Raw genomic sequence first — 16,281 nt, 5'->3', positions numbered from 1 at the left:
AGCACCGCGTTCCGCTGGGTCGGGCGCAATGACCGGGTGGTGGTCGAGGCTTACGACGATCCCAAGGTGCAGGGCGTGACCTGTTATGTGTCGCGCGCACGCACCGGCGGCGTCAAGGGCACGGTCGGGCTGGCGGAGGACAGGGCGGAAGCATCGATCGCCTGCCGCCAGGTCGGCGCAGTACAGTTCAGCGCCAAGCTGCCGCTGCAGGAAGATGTGTTTACCGAACGCATGTCGGTGCTGTTCAAGCGCCTGCATATTGTGCGGCTGGTCGATCCGAAGCGGAATACACTGGTTTACCTGACCTATTCGGATAAGCTGGTCGACGGCAGTCCGCAAAACAGCGTTACCGCGGTGCCGGTGCCTCCCGGCAGCCCGATTCCGCTCAAATAAGCGGACTTATTGCCTGCGCGGAGCGATGCGTTTTGGCGCAACGGCCTGTTTTACGTATAGAATATCGGACTTTAGCGCGGCAGGGTTGGGGTGGAAATGACAACATTTCATCGTTTTACCCCGCATTGACCTTAGCCGCACCACGGAATTTTTAATTTTTGGACGATCCACATGGCAACTGCAGTCGAAACTCTGGATAAACTTGAACGCCGCCTGACCCTCACAATCGCTGTGAGCGAAGTGCAAACCGAAGTCGAAAAGCGCCTGAAGGTCCGCGCCCGCACCGCAAAAGCGCCTGGCTTCCGCCCAGGTAAAGTGCCGATGAAGATGGTCGCTGCACAATACGGCTACCAGGTCGAAACCGAAGTGCTGAACGACAAGGTCGGCAATGCCTTCAATACCGCTGCCAACGAAAACAACCTGCGCGTTGCCGGTTATCCGCGGATCGAGCCAAAGGGCAGCGAAGGCGTGGCTGAAGGCACGCTGGCGTTCGATGCTACTTTCGAAATCTATCCTGAAGTCAAGATCGGCGACCTGACCAGCGTTGAAGTCGAAAAGACCAAGGCTGAAGTCAGCGATGCCGAAATCGACAAGACCATCGACATCCTGCGCAAGCAGCGCGTGCACTATCACGTCAAGGGCGAGCAAGGCGCGCACGGCGATGGCGGCAGCGACCTGACAGCCAAGAACGGCGACCGCGTGACTGTCGATTTCGTCGGCAAGATCGACGGCGTTGAATTCCAGGGCGGCAAAGCCGATGACTATGCTTACGTACTGGGCGAAGGCCGCATGCTGCCTGAGTTCGAAAACGCGACCATCGGCCTGAAGGTCGGCGAAGCCAAGACCTTTGAACTGGCTTTCCCTGCCGATTACCACGGCAAGGACGTCGCCGGCAAGACTGCGGAATTCACCATCACGCTGAAGAAGCTGGAATGGGCGCACCTGCCGGAAGTCGATGCCGAGTTTGCAAAAACCCTGGGCATCGAAGACGGCGACCTGACCAAGATGCGCGCTGACATCAAGCTCAACCTGGAACGTGAAGTCGGTTCCCGCGTCAAGGCCAAGAACAAAGACAGCGTGATGGATGCGCTGATCAAGGTCAGCGACCTGGAAGTGCCGAAAGCGCTGGTCGACCAAGACGTCGAGCGCCTGGTTGAAATGACTCGCCAGGACATGGCGCAGCGCGGCATGAAGGTCAACGACATGCCGTTCCCGCCGGAGCTGTTCACAGCCCAGGCTGAGCGTCGCGTCCGCCTGGGCCTGATCCTGGCCGAAGTGGTCAAGGAAAACAAGCTGCAGGCAACGCCGGAGCAAGTCAAAGCCCAAGTCGAAGACTTTGCGCAGAGCTACGAAGACCCGCAACAAGTCCTGAAATATTATTTCAGCGATCGCCGCCGCCTGGCAGAGGTCGAAGCCCTTGTTTTGGAAGAAAACGTCGTTAACTATGTGCTGGGCAAATCGAAAGTGACCGAAAAGTCGGTTGCATTCGATGAATTAATGAGCAACAACGGGCAACAGGCTTAATCAGCCAGTATTTTAAGCTGTACCTCAGGTCCAGGCCGCAAGCCTGGACCGGTTCGGTGGTTTGATTAAGTTTTGAGCGCTCTCCATAAGGAAAAATATGACAGGCTTTAATCGTAATTCGGCACTGGATACTGACATGCTCGGCATGGTGCCTATCGTGATTGAGCAGAGTGGCCGCGGCGAGCGTTCCTATGACATCTATTCGCGCCTGCTGCGCGAGCGCATCATTTTCCTGGTAGGTCCGGTCAACGACCAGACCGCCAACCTGGTGGTGGCGCAACTGCTGTTCCTGGAAAGTGAAAATCCGGATAAGGATATTTCTTTATATATCAATTCTCCTGGCGGTTCGGTATCTGCCGGCATGGCGATTTACGACACCATGCAGTTCGTCAAACCGGAAGTCTCCACCTTGTGCACCGGCATGGCCGCCTCGATGGGCGCTTTCCTGCTGGCCGCAGGCGCCAAGGGCAAGCGTTTCTCGCTGCCTAACTCGCGCATCATGATTCACCAGCCCCTGGGCGGCGCCCAAGGCCAAGCCTCGGATATCGAAATCCAGGCGCGTGAAATCCTGTACCTGCGCGAACGCCTGAACGGCATCCTGGCGGAAAAGACCGGCAGAAGCATTGACCAGATCAGCAAGGATACGGACCGGGACAATTTCATGTCCGCGGATGCGGCTGTGGAATATGGCCTGATTGATAAAGTCCTGGCGACACGCGCTTGATTGCTGCGTAATGAATAAAACGCCCGGCCCCAAAGGTACGGGCGTTTTGCTTTTCAAAAATCGCCCGGGCGTGACGAATCCGGATTTCGCGGGTAAGATAAAATCAATACCGCGAATCAATGCTGTGGTCCACCCTCTATAGTTTTACTTAAACTCTGCCTTTATGTCTGATAAAAAATCTTCCAGCGGCGAAAAACTGCTTTATTGTTCCTTCTGCGGCAAAAGCCAGCATGAAGTGAAAAAACTCATCGCCGGGCCATCGGTATTCATTTGTGATGAATGTATCGATCTCTGTAATGACATCATTACCGATGAAGCATCGAATGTCGAAACGCTGGATGGTCAAAAATCGGAACTGCCTATTCCGCAGGAAATCAGCGAACTGCTCGATCAGTATGTGATCGGCCAGGAGCCTGCCAAGCGGATCTTGTCGGTGGCGGTGTACAACCATTACAAGCGCCTCAAGCATCTCGGCAAGAAGGACGACATCGAGCTGGCGAAGAGCAATATCCTGCTGGTTGGCCCGACCGGGTCCGGCAAGACCTTGCTGGCGCAGACCCTGGCGCGCATGCTGAACGTGCCTTTCGTGATCGCCGATGCGACTACCCTGACCGAAGCCGGCTATGTCGGCGAGGACGTCGAGAACATCATCCAGAAGCTGCTGCAGAATTGCAATTACGAAGTCGAGAAGGCGCAGCGAGGCATCGTGTACATCGATGAAATCGACAAGATTTCGCGCAAGTCGGATAACCCTTCGATTACCCGCGATGTCTCGGGCGAGGGCGTGCAGCAGGCGCTGCTGAAGCTGATCGAAGGCACCATGGCTTCGGTGCCGCCGCAAGGCGGGCGCAAGCATCCGAACCAGGATTTTGTGCAGATCGACACTACCAACATCCTGTTCATCTGCGGCGGCGCTTTCGACGGCCTGGCCAAGATCATTTCCGAGCGCTCGGAAAAGAGCGGCATTGGTTTTTCGGCAAATGTGAAGAGCCAGAGCCAGCGTACTTCCAGCGAGGTGCTGCTGGATGCCGAGCCCGAGGATCTGACGCGCTTCGGCCTGATCCCGGAACTGGTCGGCCGCCTGCCGGTGATTGCGACGTTGGCCGAGCTGAACGAGGAAGCGCTGATCGAGATCCTGATCGCGCCCAAGAACGCCCTGGTCAAGCAGTATTCCAAGCTGCTGCAGATGGAAGGCGCCGAGCTGGAAATCCGCCCGGCGGCACTGCAAGCCATCGCCAAACGCGCCCTGGCGCGCAAAACCGGCGCCCGCGGCCTGCGTTCGATCCTGGAGCATGTGTTGCTCGACGTTATGTACGATTTGCCAAGCCAGCAGAATGTCGCCAAGGTCGTGGTGGATGAAAATACCGTCAACAGCGGCGCCAAACCGTTGCTGATTTACCATGAGCAACCGAAGGTGTCCGGCGCGAAATAAGGCACAGGCAAGGCGTCAGCGTTTATCCCGCCGGGCTGGCCTTGCCAAGGGCCGGCTGCCGGCGGCGGCATAAAACCCGGAAATTTGTAAAGCCATGTAAAAAACAGGGGTTTAAGCAGGTTTTTGAGCCAAAAGTAGTACAATTTGCCAAAACATACGATTCGGCTTCAATCGCAAAGCCACCCGAAGTTACCTTCGCGTGTGGCTTTTTTATTGGCCATCGCAAACTAGTTGCAAATAGAAGTGGTGATTTATTGTTGAAACCGGGGCTTGAGTTTCGGCCACTCGTGCCAACATCATTAATAAGATTTTTTGATAGGGCTCACCATGACGACTTCTACATTTACTGAACAAACTCAGTTGCCTCTGTTGCCTTTACGGGATGTGGTGGTATTCCCGCATATGGTGATTCCATTGTTCGTCGGTCGTCCAAAGTCGATCAAGGCGCTTGAAGCTGCCATGGAGCAGGGCAAGAGCATCATGCTCGCGGCCCAGAAGGCCGCCGCCAAGGACGAACCGTCGCCGGACGATATTTATGAAATCGGCTGCGTCGCCAATATCTTGCAAATGTTGAAACTGCCCGACGGCACCGTCAAGGTGCTGGTGGAAGGGGCGCAACGTGCGCGCATCCATCACATCAGCGAGCTCGACACGCATTTTGTGGCGGACCTGACGCCGGTTGACTCCGAACTGGGCGACGAGGCCGAAGTGGAGGCGATGCGTCGCGCCATCGTTCAGCAATTCGACCAGTACGTCAAACTGAACAAGAAGATTCCGCCTGAGATCCTGACTTCGCTGTCCGGCATCGATGACGCCGGCCGCCTGGCCGACACCATCGCTGCGCACTTGCCGCTGAAGCTTGAGCAAAAGCAGGTGATCCTAGAAATCTTCAATATCGCCAAACGTTACGAGCACCTGCTGGGCCAGCTCGAAGGCGAGCTAGATATCCTGCAAGTCGAGAAGCGCATCCGCGGCCGCGTCAAGCGCCAGATGGAAAAATCGCAGCGCGAATACTACCTGAACGAGCAGGTCAAGGCGATCCAGAAGGAATTGGGCGAAGGCGAAGAAGGCGCGGACCTGGAAGAGCTGGAAAAGAAGATCCTGTCTGCCAAGATGCCTAAGGAAGCGCTGGAAAAGGCGCAGAGCGAGCTGAAGAAGCTGAAACTGATGTCGCCGATGTCAGCCGAAGCGACCGTGGTGCGCAACTATATCGATACGCTGGTCGGTTTGCCTTGGAAGAAAAAATCCAAGGTCAACAACGAACTGGGCAATGCCGAGAAAGTGCTGGAAGGCGACCACTACGGCCTGGATAAAGTTAAAGAACGCATCCTGGAATATCTTGCCGTGCAACAGCGCGTCGACAAGCTGAAAGCGCCGATCCTGTGTTTCGTCGGTCCTCCGGGCGTGGGTAAAACCTCGCTGGGGCAGTCGATCGCCCGCGCCACCAACCGCAAATTTGTGCGGATGGCCCTGGGCGGCGTGCGCGACGAAGCCGAGATCCGCGGCCATCGCCGCACCTACATCGGCTCCATGCCAGGCAAGATATTGCAAAGCCTGGCCAAGGTCGGAGTGCGCAATCCGCTGTTCCTGCTGGACGAGATCGACAAGCTCGGCATGGATTTCCGCGGCGATCCGTCTTCGGCCCTGCTGGAGGTGCTGGATCCCGAGCAGAACCATACTTTCTCGGACCATTACATCGAAGTCGATTTCGACTTGTCGGACGTGATGTTCGTGGCGACTTCGAATTCCTTCAACATTCCGCCGGCGCTGCTGGACCGGATGGAAGTGATTCGCCTGTCCGGCTACACCGAAGATGAAAAGACCAATATCGCCTTGCGTTACCTGCTGCCTAAGCAAATCAAGAACAATGGTTTGAAGGTCGAGGAAATCAGCCTGGCTGAAAGCGCGATCCGCGACATCATCCGGTACTACACGCGTGAAGCGGGTGTGCGTTCGCTGGAACGGGAAATCTCCAAGATCTGCCGCAAGGTGGTCAAGCTGCTGCTGTTGAAGAAGCAAGAGAAGAAGGTTGCGGTCACTTCCAAGAACATCGATAAATTCCTCGGTGTGCGGCGTTTCGACTTCGGCGTCGCCGAAAAAGAAAATCAGATCGGCCAAGTGGTCGGCCTGGCATGGACTGAAGTGGGCGGCGAGCTGCTGACCATCGAAGCCGTCAAGATGCCGGGCAAAGGTGCGATCATCCGTACCGGCACCCTGGGCGACGTGATGAAGGAATCGATCGAGGCAGCGCGTACGGTGATGCGCAGCCGCGCCGCGAAACTGGGCATCCGGGGTGAAGCGTTCGAAAAGAGCGATATCCATATCCACGTGCCGGAAGGCGCGACGCCGAAGGACGGACCGTCGGCCGGCGTCGGCATGACGACCGCCCTGGTGTCGATCTTCACCGGGATTCCGGTGCGGGCGGATGTCGCCATGACAGGTGAAATCACCTTGCGCGGCGAAGTCCTGCCTATCGGCGGCTTGAAGGAAAAACTGCTGGCGGCCCATCGCGGCGGCATCAAGACGGTATTGATTCCAGAGCAGAATGTGAAGGACCTGGCCGAGATTCCGGACAACGTCAAGAACAAGCTGGAAATCGTGCCGGTGCGCTGGATCGACAAGGTGCTGGAGATCGCGCTGGAGCGGCAGCCTGTGCCTCTGACCGACGAGGAAGCAGTGCTCGATGCAAGCGTCGCCAAGAGCAGCGAGAAGACCGATCCTAGCGTGGTCAAGCACTAAGCTTGGGGCGGATTCGGATAAGCTATCGAATCCGCCGGTCTGATTCCTGTTCGCAAAAAAGCGCTCGCAAGAGCGCTTTTTTTTATGCGCCGATGTATTTAATGTTGAATATATCAAGTTTGTAAAATCAGGTTAAACCTTCCCATATCCCCGGCAAACCGCTTGACACAAGGCTTTCCGGCTTGTTTAATACCAGCTGCAGATTTTTTTCTGCAGTCCATCTGCGATGATTTTTCGCACAAAATGCGGAACAAGCATCATCTCGAATTTCAATTCATGTGAGGGGGCTTCAGTGAACAAAACCGAATTAATCGATCACATCGCCAAGTCAGCAGACATTTCCAAGGCCGCGTCGACCCGCGCATTGGATGCCGTGATCGCCGCAGTCAAAACCACTTTGAAAAAGAACGGCTCAGTAACCCTGGTCGGCTTCGGCACGTTCTCGGTAGGCAAACGCGCAGCGCGCACCGGCCGCAACCCGCGTACCGGGGAAGCAATTAAGATCAAGGCAGCGAAAGTTCCTAAATTTAAGCCTGGCAAAGCGTTGAAAGATGCTGTAAACTAGCGTCTTTTGGCGTGGTGACAAACGCCAAAAGATTTGCAAGTAGTTTTAGGAGTGGTAGTTCAGCTGGTTAGAATACCGGCCTGTCACGCCGGGGGTCGCGGGTTCGAGTCCCGTCCACTCCGCCAAAATACAAAAAAGGCGAACGAGAGTTCGCCTTTTTTCTTATGTACATCCGGTTTGTAGTGCAGCCTTCTTATTGCAGCCTTCCTTTTTGATCTTGATTGGCAGACCATGTTTGAATTTGTCCGTACCCATCAGCGCTTGATGCAGTTCTTGTTGCTGCTCTTGATCATCCCTTCGTTTGCACTGGTCGGGCTGCAAAGCTATAGCAGCTTTGGCGACGGCGCCAACACGGTGGCGAAAGTCGCCGGCCAGCCGATCACCCAGCAAGACTGGGATGCCGCCTTGCGCCAGCAGATGGACCGCATGCGCCAGGCGTTCGGCGACCGTTTCGACCCGAAGATGGTCGAGACGCCGCAAGCCAAGCAAGGCGTGCTGGATAACCTGATCGCGCAGCGCGTGCTGGTTGCCGCGGTGGGCACCGAACATCTGTCGGTATCCGACCAGAGTTTGCAGCAAGCCATCATGGGCGTGCCGGAATTGCACGGGGCGGACGGCAAGTTCGACAACGAACGCTACAAGGCCTTGCTGGCGGCGCAAGGCATGACGCCGACCATGTACGAGGCGCGCCTGCGCCAGGATATGGCAATGCAGCAATTGAACGGCGCGGTGCAGACCACGGCGTTTACGCCTAAAACGGTCGCCATGCGTTTGTCTGACATCAACGATCAGGAGCGCGACGTGCAGGAACTGCTGTTCAAGACTGCCGACTATGCCGCGCAAGTGAAAGTCACTGACGCCATGCTGCAGGATTATTACGTCAAGAACGCCAAGGAATTCGAAATCCCTGAACAGATCAAGGCCGACTACGTCCTGCTCGACAGCGCCGCGGTTGCCGCCCAGGTGACGGTCAGCGACGCCGACATCAAATCCTATTACGACCAGAATGTCGCCCGCTATACGGTGCCGGAAGAACGCCGCGCCAGTCACATCCTGATCGCCGTGAAAAAAGATGCGCCGGCCGCCGAGCAAGCCGCCGCCAAGGCCAAGGCGGAAGGCCTGCTGGCCCAAGTGCGCAAGACGCCGGCCGATTTTGCGAAAATCGCCAAGGCGAATTCGCAGGATACCGCTTCCGGTGAACTGGGCGGGGATCTCGGTTATTTCGGCGCCGGCAGCATGGTAAAGCCTTTCGAAGATGCGGCCAACAAGCTGAAACAGGGCGAGATCAGCGACCTGGTGCAATCCGATTTCGGTTATCACATCATCGAACTGACCGGCATCAAGCCTGCCGTGGTCAAGCCGCTGGACGAAGTCAAGGCGGATATCGGCGTCGAGATCAAGAAGCAGCTGGCCGCGCGCAAATTCACGGAACTGGCGGAAGCTTTCAGCAACACGGTGTATGAGCAGGCCGACAGCCTGAAGCCGGTTGCCGACAAGCTGCACCTGCAGATCCAGTCGGCCGCGAACCTCGGTCGCCAGCCGAATCCTGCCGCAGCCGCCGCTCCCTACAACAACCAGAAATTCCTGGCTGCGCTGTATTCGGACGAGTCGCTGAAGAACAAGCACAACACCGAAGCGGTCGAAATCGCGCCGAACACGTTTATCGCCGGCCATGTCACCGAATACAAGCCGGTGACCAAGCGTTCGTTTGAAGAGGTCAAGGCAATTATCAGCGACAAGGTCACCCGTACGGAAGAAGCCGCACTGGCCAAGAAAGCCGGCGAAGAGAAGCTGGCTGCCTTGCGCGCGCAAGACAGCGCAAGCGGTTTCGGCGCAACGCAGACCGTGTCGCGGGTCAAGAGCCAGGGTCTCAATCCTGCCGGGTTCGAGGCGGTGATGAAGGCCAATGTCAACAAGCTGCCGGCCTTTGTCGGCGTGGTGTTGCCGCAGCAGGGCTACGGCTTGTACCGGATCGCCAAGGTCGGCCAGCCGGCGGCGCAGGACCAGGCGCGGCGCACTGCCGAACAGCAGCAGATCACCGGTGTCCTGGCGCAGCAGGAAATGCTGGCCTACGTGGATGTGCTGAAGGAAAAAGCCAAGGTCAAGATCCTGAAGCCGGTCGTGATTGCACCGGCTGACGATGGCACTAAGCAGAACTGACGCAAAACTGATTCAGCCTGGCTGATTTGAAAAATGCCCATCCGGCGTAAGCGGGATGGGCATTTTTTTTATTACTCTTCGCTCACATCGCGGTGGTTCAGTTTCTGCAGGGGGCGGTGGTTGTCATGGAAGATCGCCTTGAATGCGGCGATTTGTTCCCTCGACATTTCAATCGGCTGTTCCAGCACGATCCAGTTGACCGGTTCAGAACACGGCGGCGTGGTCAGCGAGCCGGCATAGACCAGGGCCTTCCTGTCGCTCGGGAGCAATGCGGTTATATCGACCTGGGCCTGGCGTCCGGCCGAGGCCTGGTGCGCAGGCAGGTCCGCAAAGACGGGTTCCAGCGCCGGGTTTTCCTTGCCTTCCATGATGAAAATCCCGACTACGGTTATTTTTCCGTTGCTGCTTTTATTCACCAGGTGCAATTCCATCGGACAAGACTTGCCGTCGAAGGTATGTTCGCTGGGCGTATGGAAATGAAACTGGTCGAGCTTGTATGCCTCGCCTTTGTAAGTGACGGTGTCGTTGGCGTCGTCGACATTGGCCTGGATGGTATGGCCGTTGTTGCGCAGCGCTACGGTTCCGGGCTCGTAATCGATAGTGAAATCTTTGCTGGCGACGCGCGTGGCGCTGGCCTCGGACAAGGCGATCGGGGATTGCCGCTGGCCTGAACCGCAAGCGGCGTTTTCAGGGACGCCTTCGGCCCAGTGGGTGGGGTCGGTTTTGCCATGGTAGGACCAGTGCACCGCGCCTTCCGCGGCAAACGCGGAGGTTGCCGCGATAGCCAGCAAGGCGATTGTAAATGCTGATTTGAGAGAATTTTTCATGACGGGCTTCAGAGAAAGGAAACCGTATTCTAAGAAAGCCCATCTCGTAAATATGTAGGAAAAATCCTTCTATTGACGATGTTTTTTCCGGAAAAGATGCATCGCGCGTCGCATGCTATTTGGCCAGCAACGGCTTCAATCCGGTCCAGACATTGTTCAGCATGATCGGGTGAGCCTGGGCGACCGGATGGATGCGGTCGGCCTGGAACAGTTCCGGCTTGTCCGCCACGCCGTCCAGAAGGAAAGGAATCAGCGCGACCTTGTTTTGCTTGGCCAGGGTTGCATACAGCGAAAAGAATTTTTCGGTATAGTCGCGGCCGTAGTTCGGCGGGATCCGCATGCCCACCAGCAAGACCTTGGCCTTGGCTTGCTGGGCCGCGCTGATCATTGCCCGCAGGTTGCTTTCGGTGGCGCTCAGCTGCAAGCCGCGCAGGGCGTCGTTGCCGCCCAGTTCGATGATGACGATATCCGGCCGGCGCTGCAGCAAGGCCGGCAGGCGCGTCTTGCCGCCGCTGCTGGTTTCGCCGCTGATGCTGGCGTTGACGACGCTGCCGTCGATATTTTCCGCTTTCAGGCGCTGCTGCAGCAAGGCTACCCAGCCGCTGCCGCGCGCCAGTCCGTATTCGGCGGAAAGGCTGTCGCCTAACACCAGTATCGATTTTGATGCAGAATAGGCATTGTTCGTCCATACTAGGCCGAGCAGGCCAAGCAGCAGGATGGCCAGCCGCAGGTGGTCGGCGATTTTACGGCGCCAGCCCTCGGTCAAGTTCTGAAAACCATTCCCCAACCCGGAGTCGATAATCTGCATGCATCAGTCCTCTTCTGTTAAACCTGCAATGGCCCCGGCCATAGACGTCCAGCGCTTGACCAAGCGGGTTGCCGACGCCAGCGGCGAGCTGGTAATTCTTGATGATATCAATTTTAACGTCCAGGGCGGCACTACGCTGGCGATTGTCGGCGCTTCCGGTTCCGGCAAGTCGACCTTGCTGGGCTTGCTGGCCGGCCTCGATACGCCGTCTTCAGGCACCGTGCATATCGACGGCAGCGATATCTTTGCCCTGGATGAAGACGGCCGGGCCGGCTTGCGCAAGGAAAAGCTCGGTTTCGTATTCCAGTCTTTCCAGTTGTTGAGCCATTTGAGCGCGCTGGAAAACGTCATGCTGCCGCTCGAGCTGCGCGGCGACAAAGACGCGAAAGAGAAGGCGCAAGCCAAGCTGGAGCGGGTCGGCCTGGCGACGCGTTTGCAGCACTATCCGAAATACCTGTCCGGCGGCGAGCAGCAGCGGGTGGCCCTGGCGCGCGCTTTCGTGACCGAGCCGCCGCTGTTGTTCGCCGACGAGCCCACCGGCAGCCTCGATGCGGCTACCGGCGATGCGGTTATCCAGCTGATGTTCGACCTCAACCAAGAGCGCGGCTCGACCCTGGTGCTGGTGACGCACGATACCTCGATCGCCATGCAGTGCCGCCAGACCATCACGATCGCCGCCGGCCGCCTGTTGCGTCCGGGCGATACGACGGCTGCGGATGCACAGATATTTCAATAGTTGAGAAAAGAATCCGGAGGGTAGTGCATGTCGACATGGTTGTCAGTAACAAAAGCAGTGCTGCCGTATATCAGCGATATCATTTCCGTCGCGGCGCCGGTGTTCACCCGGCGCAAAGGAAATACGGAAGAGAGCCAGCTGCAGATCCTGCAGCAGCAGGTAAGCGAGCTGCAAGCGGCGTCGCTGCAGAATCTCGGCGACATCAAGGCGCTTGCCGAACAACTCAAGACCGCGCTGCCTTTGCTTGAGCAGGAGATGCGTCAGGAAGCGCAGCAAGCCGATGCAAAATTACGGCGCACCAGCCTGCTGTGCGGCCTGGCGCTGGGCCTCAGCGCGCTGGCCCTGGTGGTCGCTTTTGTGGCGTTGTTGAGCAAATAAAGCGGCAGCGCATAAAGATCGGATGAAAGACAGGATGAAAGAATAATATGGATCGCTTGCAGTCAATGCGGGTATTTGCGAAGGTGGTGGAGCAGGGCAGCTTTGTCGCCGCGGCCCAGGTGCTGGACATGTCGAATGCGGTGGTCACGCGCTTGGTGGCCGACCTGGAAAACCACCTTGGGATCCGCTTGCTGCATCGTTCGACGCGCCGCATGGCGTTGACCGAGCCGGGCCAGGCCTACCTGGAGCGGGTGCGCCAGATCCTGGATGAAATCGACGAGGCGGAAGCCGCCGCTTCCGTATTGTCGACCAAACCTGCCGGCACCTTGCACATTTATTCGCAGATCGGTTTCGGCCAGACCCAGCTGGCGCGCCTGCTGCCGCTGTATTCGAAACAGTATCCCGATGTGCGGCTCGACGTGACCTTGTCGGACCGCACCGTCGACCTGATCGAAGAAGGTTTCGACCTCGGCATTTTTTCAGTCAACCAGAAATTCGACGCCAGCATGGTGGCGCGCCAGCTCGGCATCGCCGAAGTGCTGCTGTGCGCCTCGCCGGCTTATATCGCCGAACATGGCGTGCCGCGGACACCCGAGGAGCTGGCCCAGCATTCCTGCCTCAATTTTTCGATGGAGCATTTGCGCCACCACTGGACTTTCCAGTCGGCCCAGGGCGCCTCGATTATCCCGATCACCAGCAAGGTGATGTCCAACAATACCGATTTGCTGCGCCAATGCTTGCTGGCAGGGATGGGCATCGCCATGCGCACCTCGTATACGCTGGGCGACGACATGGTGGCGGGGCGCGTAGTGCGGGTGCTGCCCGACCACCAGATCAACAAGGTGGCGGTGCGCCTGGTTTATCCGAGTCGACGCCTGCTGTCGGCCAAGGTGCGCAGTTTTGTCGATTTCATGATGGCGCAGTTTCCGCATCCGGATTGCGACCCCTGGCTGGCATCCTAGATATCCGCCAGGCGCCGCAATAAATTGGCTTCCAGCTGCCAATGGCGCCGCTCCGTGCTGCTCAAGGCTTCGGCCTGCAGTTCGGGCAGGCTCTTCTCCATTTGCGCCAGCAGGATTCTTTCAGCCAGGCGCAGGTCCATTTCAACCGGGCCCAGGAACGCCACCACATCGCCGCGCTGTATCAGCAGGGTGGGGAAATTGTCGACGTCAAGGTCGCCGATCAGCTCCGCCTGGTCTTCGATGTCGATCCAGACGAACTGCACCTGCGGATGACGTTGCGCCAGCGCCGTGAAATTCGCGAAATACTCCCGGCAGCTGCCGCACCAGGCAGCGCACAGGCAGGCTGCTACCCAGCCGTCGTCGGCCAGCGTGGCGGCAAGTTCCTGATGGTTGTCGTTATCGAGAGTGAGGATCAGCATTCGCGATATTTTACAGTGAGTGCGCCGGATTCTGCTTGAATACCCGTGGTTTCGGAGTTCGCGGGGCGTTTGCGGCCGGATTGGCCCGGCCAATCGCGCGGAGTGCAGCCGAAGCAGCGTCTAGTGTAGTGTTTCGTAGTTAATGAAACTTAATAAACGGCGTCTTTCCGCGCCATGCGTCGTTGCAAATCCTCGCGATAGTCTAGCTATCGCTCCGGTTTGCGCCTAGCCTGACACGAAAATCCCCCATTTCTTAAGCTCCATTACCTACGAAACACTACACTAGCGCGGTAAAATACGGCCCATGCAGACCATTCTTGCCATTGAAACATCTACCGAACTGGCCTCCGCCGCCTTGCTGCGTGACGGCCATGTGATTATCCGCGAATCGGCGGGCGTCCAGACCCATTCGCTTGCCATCCTGCCGATGGTGCAAGAGTTGCTGACCGAGGCCGGGATCAGCCTGGCCCAGTGCGATGCGCTGGCTTTCGGCGTCGGCCCCGGCTCCTTCACCGGCGTGCGCACCGCCTGCGGCATCGTGCAGGGGCTGGCGTTCGGCGCCGACCTGCCGGTGCTGCCGGTGGTGACGCTGGCCGCCATGGCCCAGGCTTGCCGCGACCTGAACGGCGCCGGCGAAGTGCTGGCGGTGCTGGACGCGCGCATGGGCGAGGTCTACTGGGCCCAATATCGCTTCTCTGCCAATGCCTGGCAAGTGATGGTCGAGCCGGTCTTGTCGGCGCCGTCGCAGGTAGCGCCTTTGCCGGTGCAGAGCGGCGTGCTGCAAGCCTGCGGCAACGGCCTGGCGGCATATCCGGAAGCGTTTGCCGCGGCTCCGTACGCCGCCGCAGGCTTGCCGGCGGTGATGCCGAATGCGCGCCAGGTGGCCCAACTGGGCAGCGTGGCGCTGGCCCAGGGCGGCGGCTTGAATGCGGTGGAAGCGCAGCCTTTGTATTTGCGTAACAAGGTGGCGCTCACCACCGCCGAACGCGCGGCCAAGGTGAACCCATGAACGCCAATGCACAACCGAGGCCCGGCCTGCGGCCGCTTGCGTTCGCCGCCATGCGCGTCGAAGACCTGGACGAGGTGGTGGCGATCGAAAAGGCCGTGTACTCGCATCCCTGGACCCATGGCAATTTTGTCGATTCGATCCAGAGCGGTTATCAATGCTGGGTACTGCGCGATGCGGAACAAATCCTGCTGGGCTATTTTTTCATGATGCAGGCGCTGGACGAAGCGCATCTGCTGAATATCAGCGTGCGTGACGATGTGCAGCGGCAAGGCATCGGCAAGATGCTGCTCGATCAGGTGTGCATGCTGGCGCGCCGGCTGCAGATGCAATCGGTGCTGCTGGAAGTGCGGCCCTCGAATACGCGCGCGATTGCGATCTACCAGCGTTATGGATTCGCCGAGATCGGCCGCCGCCGCGATTATTATCCGGCGGCTGGCGACAAGCGCGAAGAAGCCATCGTGATGAGGCTGCCTTTATGAGCGAGATGACCAGGCGTAGCGTTTTCCTCGACGAGATAGGCCTCGGCCCGCTGTGGCTGCGGCGCGATGGCGGCTTGGCGAGCGCCGAGCCGATTGAAGCCGACATGGCGCCGGCAGAGGCAATTCCTGCAGCGGCGCTGCACGGGCAACAGCTCGAACCTGTAATGCAGAACAGGGCCGAGATCTCGGCCTGGGGCGGCGACGAGCCCATATCCGCGCCGCCGGCAGTCGTCCATGCAGCGAATTCTCCCGCCGCCATGGACTGGACGCAATTGCAGACGGCCGTGGCCGGCTGCACTGCATGCGGACTTTGCCACGGCCGCAAGAATACCGTGTTCGGCGTCGGCGACAGCAAGGCAAAATGGCTGTTTATCGGCGAGGGTCCCGGACGCAACGAGGATATCCAGGGCGAACCGTTCGTCGGGCCGGCCGGCAAGCTGCTCGACAATATCCTGCTGGCGATGGGCCTGAAACGCGGCGACAACGCCTACATCGCGAATGTTGTCAAATGCCGGCCCACCGACGGCACCGGCCGCGACCGTCCGCCGGCGGCAGACGAGGTGGCGGCCTGCATGCCGTATCTGCAGCGCCAGATCGAGCTGATACAGCCGACCATACTGGTAGCGCTGGGCAAGACCGCAGCCCTGTCCCTGCTCGGGTTGGATCCAGCGACGCCGGTGTCGAAACTGCGCGGCACGGTGCATCGCTACGCCGACCGACCTCTGGTGGTGACCTACCACCCGGCTTACCTGCTGCGCCAGCTGGGCGACAAAGGCAAGGTCTGGAGCGACCTGTGCCTGGCCATGAGCACTTATGCCAACGCCGGCGAGTAATCCTGCTGCGCAGACCTGCCAGCAACAGTTTCACCAGCGCTGGAATCATCTGTCCGATCCCCACGTCAGGGCATTGGCCTGGCTGCTGGATGCGCCCGACCTGCTCGATCCCTTGGCCGCACAGTGGCAGGGAAAGGTCGCCAGCTATGCCGACGCCGACCTGGCGGCATGGCTGGCCGAACTGGAGCAGACGCCGGAAAAACTGCAAGCTTTGCACCGCTATATCGACAGCCTGCCGTCGACTCGCCTCGGCCTGTATGCGGAGAAACTGCTGGCGTTCTATTTCGAACAGC

17 protein-coding genes and 1 tRNA gene are annotated in these 16,281 nt (G+C 58.5%); 15 read left to right on the top strand and 3 right to left on the bottom strand.

Going from position 1 to position 16,281, the window contains the following annotated elements:
* The 8 genes from JWQ61_RS11830 to JWQ61_RS11795 all read left to right on the top strand — a co-directional run.
* Window positions 1–393: CreA family protein (locus JWQ61_RS11830; protein WP_304360705.1), on the top strand; the 393-nt coding region annotated here is incomplete at its 5' end.
* A gap of 171 nt (window positions 394–564) precedes the next feature.
* Complete coding sequence (gene tig, locus JWQ61_RS11825) at window positions 565–1,917, top strand: trigger factor (RefSeq protein ID WP_120235578.1); 1,353 nt, start codon at window positions 565–567, stop codon at window positions 1,915–1,917.
* A gap of 97 nt (window positions 1,918–2,014) precedes the next feature.
* Window positions 2,015–2,641: an ATP-dependent Clp endopeptidase proteolytic subunit ClpP gene (gene clpP, locus JWQ61_RS11820; protein ID WP_304360704.1), complete on the top strand. Its 627-nt coding sequence runs from the start codon at window positions 2,015–2,017 to the stop codon at window positions 2,639–2,641.
* Window positions 2,642–2,804: 163 nt separating this feature from the next.
* The gene (clpX, locus tag JWQ61_RS11815; RefSeq protein ID WP_014006420.1) at window positions 2,805–4,073 is read left to right on the top strand and encodes an ATP-dependent Clp protease ATP-binding subunit ClpX; all 1,269 of its coding nucleotides are present in this window, start codon (window positions 2,805–2,807) and stop codon (window positions 4,071–4,073) included.
* Window positions 4,074–4,400: 327 nt separating this feature from the next.
* Window positions 4,401–6,812 carry an endopeptidase La gene (gene lon / locus JWQ61_RS11810; protein ID WP_120235580.1) on the top strand — a complete coding sequence of 804 codons (2,412 nt, stop codon included), beginning with the start codon at window positions 4,401–4,403 and terminating at the stop codon, window positions 6,810–6,812.
* Window positions 6,813–7,104: 292 nt separating this feature from the next.
* Window positions 7,105–7,377: an HU family DNA-binding protein gene (locus tag JWQ61_RS11805; RefSeq protein WP_014006418.1), complete on the top strand. Its 273-nt coding sequence runs from the start codon at window positions 7,105–7,107 to the stop codon at window positions 7,375–7,377.
* A gap of 48 nt (window positions 7,378–7,425) precedes the next feature.
* Window positions 7,426–7,502: transfer RNA gene (locus JWQ61_RS11800), tRNA-Asp, on the top strand.
* 106 nt (window positions 7,503–7,608) lie between these two features.
* The gene (locus JWQ61_RS11795; RefSeq protein ID WP_304360703.1) at window positions 7,609–9,537 is read left to right on the top strand and encodes a SurA N-terminal domain-containing protein; all 1,929 of its coding nucleotides are present in this window, start codon (window positions 7,609–7,611) and stop codon (window positions 9,535–9,537) included.
* Window positions 9,538–9,608: 71 nt separating this feature from the next.
* Here the strand turns inward: JWQ61_RS11795 and JWQ61_RS11790 are convergent, their stop codons facing one another.
* Both JWQ61_RS11790 and JWQ61_RS11785 read right to left on the bottom strand, forming a co-directional pair.
* Window positions 9,609–10,364 (bottom strand): carbonic anhydrase, encoded by a 756-nt coding sequence (locus JWQ61_RS11790; protein WP_304360702.1) that lies wholly within the window; start codon window positions 10,362–10,364, stop codon window positions 9,609–9,611.
* 115 nt (window positions 10,365–10,479) lie between these two features.
* Window positions 10,480–11,172, bottom strand: a complete 693-nt coding sequence (locus tag JWQ61_RS11785) for an arylesterase (RefSeq protein ID WP_304360701.1) — start codon at window positions 11,170–11,172, stop codon at window positions 10,480–10,482.
* Here JWQ61_RS11785 and JWQ61_RS11780 point away from each other — a divergent pair.
* Genes JWQ61_RS11780 through JWQ61_RS11770 form a run of 3 tightly spaced genes read left to right on the top strand, consistent with a single transcriptional unit; the run spans window position 11,171 to window position 13,248 of the window.
* Window positions 11,171–11,908, top strand: a complete 738-nt coding sequence (locus JWQ61_RS11780; RefSeq protein WP_304360700.1) for an ABC transporter ATP-binding protein — start codon at window positions 11,171–11,173, stop codon at window positions 11,906–11,908. The two genes, JWQ61_RS11785 and JWQ61_RS11780, sit on opposite strands and share 2 nt — an antisense overlap.
* Before the next feature lie 27 nt (window positions 11,909–11,935).
* Window positions 11,936–12,286 carry a chemotaxis protein gene (locus tag JWQ61_RS11775; protein WP_304360699.1) on the top strand — a complete coding sequence of 117 codons (351 nt, stop codon included), beginning with the start codon at window positions 11,936–11,938 and terminating at the stop codon, window positions 12,284–12,286.
* A 47-nt stretch (window positions 12,287–12,333) separates the two neighbouring features.
* Window positions 12,334–13,248: a LysR family transcriptional regulator gene (locus tag JWQ61_RS11770; RefSeq protein WP_304360698.1), complete on the top strand. Its 915-nt coding sequence runs from the start codon at window positions 12,334–12,336 to the stop codon at window positions 13,246–13,248.
* Here JWQ61_RS11770 and JWQ61_RS11765 read toward each other — a convergent pair.
* Window positions 13,245–13,667 (bottom strand): thioredoxin family protein, encoded by a 423-nt coding sequence (locus JWQ61_RS11765; RefSeq protein WP_304360697.1) that lies wholly within the window; start codon window positions 13,665–13,667, stop codon window positions 13,245–13,247. The two genes, JWQ61_RS11770 and JWQ61_RS11765, sit on opposite strands and share 4 nt — an antisense overlap.
* A gap of 304 nt (window positions 13,668–13,971) precedes the next feature.
* On the opposite strand from JWQ61_RS11765, the gene tsaB reads away from it, so the two are divergent.
* The 4 genes from tsaB to JWQ61_RS11745 form a co-directional block, all read left to right on the top strand.
* Window positions 13,972–14,676 (top strand): tRNA (adenosine(37)-N6)-threonylcarbamoyltransferase complex dimerization subunit type 1 TsaB, encoded by a 705-nt coding sequence (tsaB, locus tag JWQ61_RS11760; RefSeq protein ID WP_304360696.1) that lies wholly within the window; start codon window positions 13,972–13,974, stop codon window positions 14,674–14,676.
* Entirely contained in the window at window positions 14,673–15,155 is a 483-nt protein-coding gene (gene rimI / locus JWQ61_RS11755) for a ribosomal protein S18-alanine N-acetyltransferase (RefSeq protein WP_304360695.1), read from the top strand. The genes tsaB and rimI overlap by 4 nt, the downstream gene beginning before the upstream one ends.
* Entirely contained in the window at window positions 15,152–15,988 is an 837-nt protein-coding gene (locus tag JWQ61_RS11750; protein WP_304360694.1) for a uracil-DNA glycosylase family protein, read from the top strand. Before rimI ends, JWQ61_RS11750 begins: the two co-directional genes overlap by 4 nt.
* Window positions 15,969–16,281: DUF1853 family protein (locus JWQ61_RS11745; protein WP_304360693.1), on the top strand; the 313-nt coding region annotated here is incomplete at its 3' end. The genes JWQ61_RS11750 and JWQ61_RS11745, both read left to right, overlap by 20 nt.

The sequence above is a fragment of the Collimonas fungivorans genome, assembly GCF_028292705.1.
GTDB lineage: Bacteria > Pseudomonadota > Gammaproteobacteria > Burkholderiales > Burkholderiaceae_D > Collimonas > Collimonas fungivorans_B.
The sequence above is the reverse complement of the archived record's forward strand: the minus strand, read 5'-3'. Positions and strand labels throughout refer to the sequence as shown.

Coding starts and splice junctions, on each gene's coding strand:
- tig (WP_120235578.1), top strand. CDS start 565: ATGGCAACTGCAGTCGAAACTCTGGATAAACTTGAACGCCGCCTGACC.
- clpP (WP_304360704.1), top strand. CDS start 2,015: ATGACAGGCTTTAATCGTAATTCGGCACTGGATACTGACATGCTCGGC.
- clpX (WP_014006420.1), top strand. CDS start 2,805: ATGTCTGATAAAAAATCTTCCAGCGGCGAAAAACTGCTTTATTGTTCC.
- lon (WP_120235580.1), top strand. CDS start 4,401: ATGACGACTTCTACATTTACTGAACAAACTCAGTTGCCTCTGTTGCCT.
- JWQ61_RS11795 (WP_304360703.1), top strand. CDS start 7,609: ATGTTTGAATTTGTCCGTACCCATCAGCGCTTGATGCAGTTCTTGTTG.
- JWQ61_RS11790 (WP_304360702.1), bottom strand. CDS start 10,364: ATGAAAAATTCTCTCAAATCAGCATTTACAATCGCCTTGCTGGCTATC.
- JWQ61_RS11780 (WP_304360700.1), top strand. CDS start 11,171: ATGCATCAGTCCTCTTCTGTTAAACCTGCAATGGCCCCGGCCATAGAC.
- JWQ61_RS11785 (WP_304360701.1), bottom strand. CDS start 11,172: ATGCAGATTATCGACTCCGGGTTGGGGAATGGTTTTCAGAACTTGACC.
- JWQ61_RS11775 (WP_304360699.1), top strand. CDS start 11,936: ATGTCGACATGGTTGTCAGTAACAAAAGCAGTGCTGCCGTATATCAGC.
- JWQ61_RS11770 (WP_304360698.1), top strand. CDS start 12,334: ATGGATCGCTTGCAGTCAATGCGGGTATTTGCGAAGGTGGTGGAGCAG.
- JWQ61_RS11765 (WP_304360697.1), bottom strand. CDS start 13,667: ATGCTGATCCTCACTCTCGATAACGACAACCATCAGGAACTTGCCGCC.
- tsaB (WP_304360696.1), top strand. CDS start 13,972: ATGCAGACCATTCTTGCCATTGAAACATCTACCGAACTGGCCTCCGCC.
- rimI (WP_304360695.1), top strand. CDS start 14,673: ATGAACGCCAATGCACAACCGAGGCCCGGCCTGCGGCCGCTTGCGTTC.
- JWQ61_RS11750 (WP_304360694.1), top strand. CDS start 15,152: ATGAGCGAGATGACCAGGCGTAGCGTTTTCCTCGACGAGATAGGCCTC.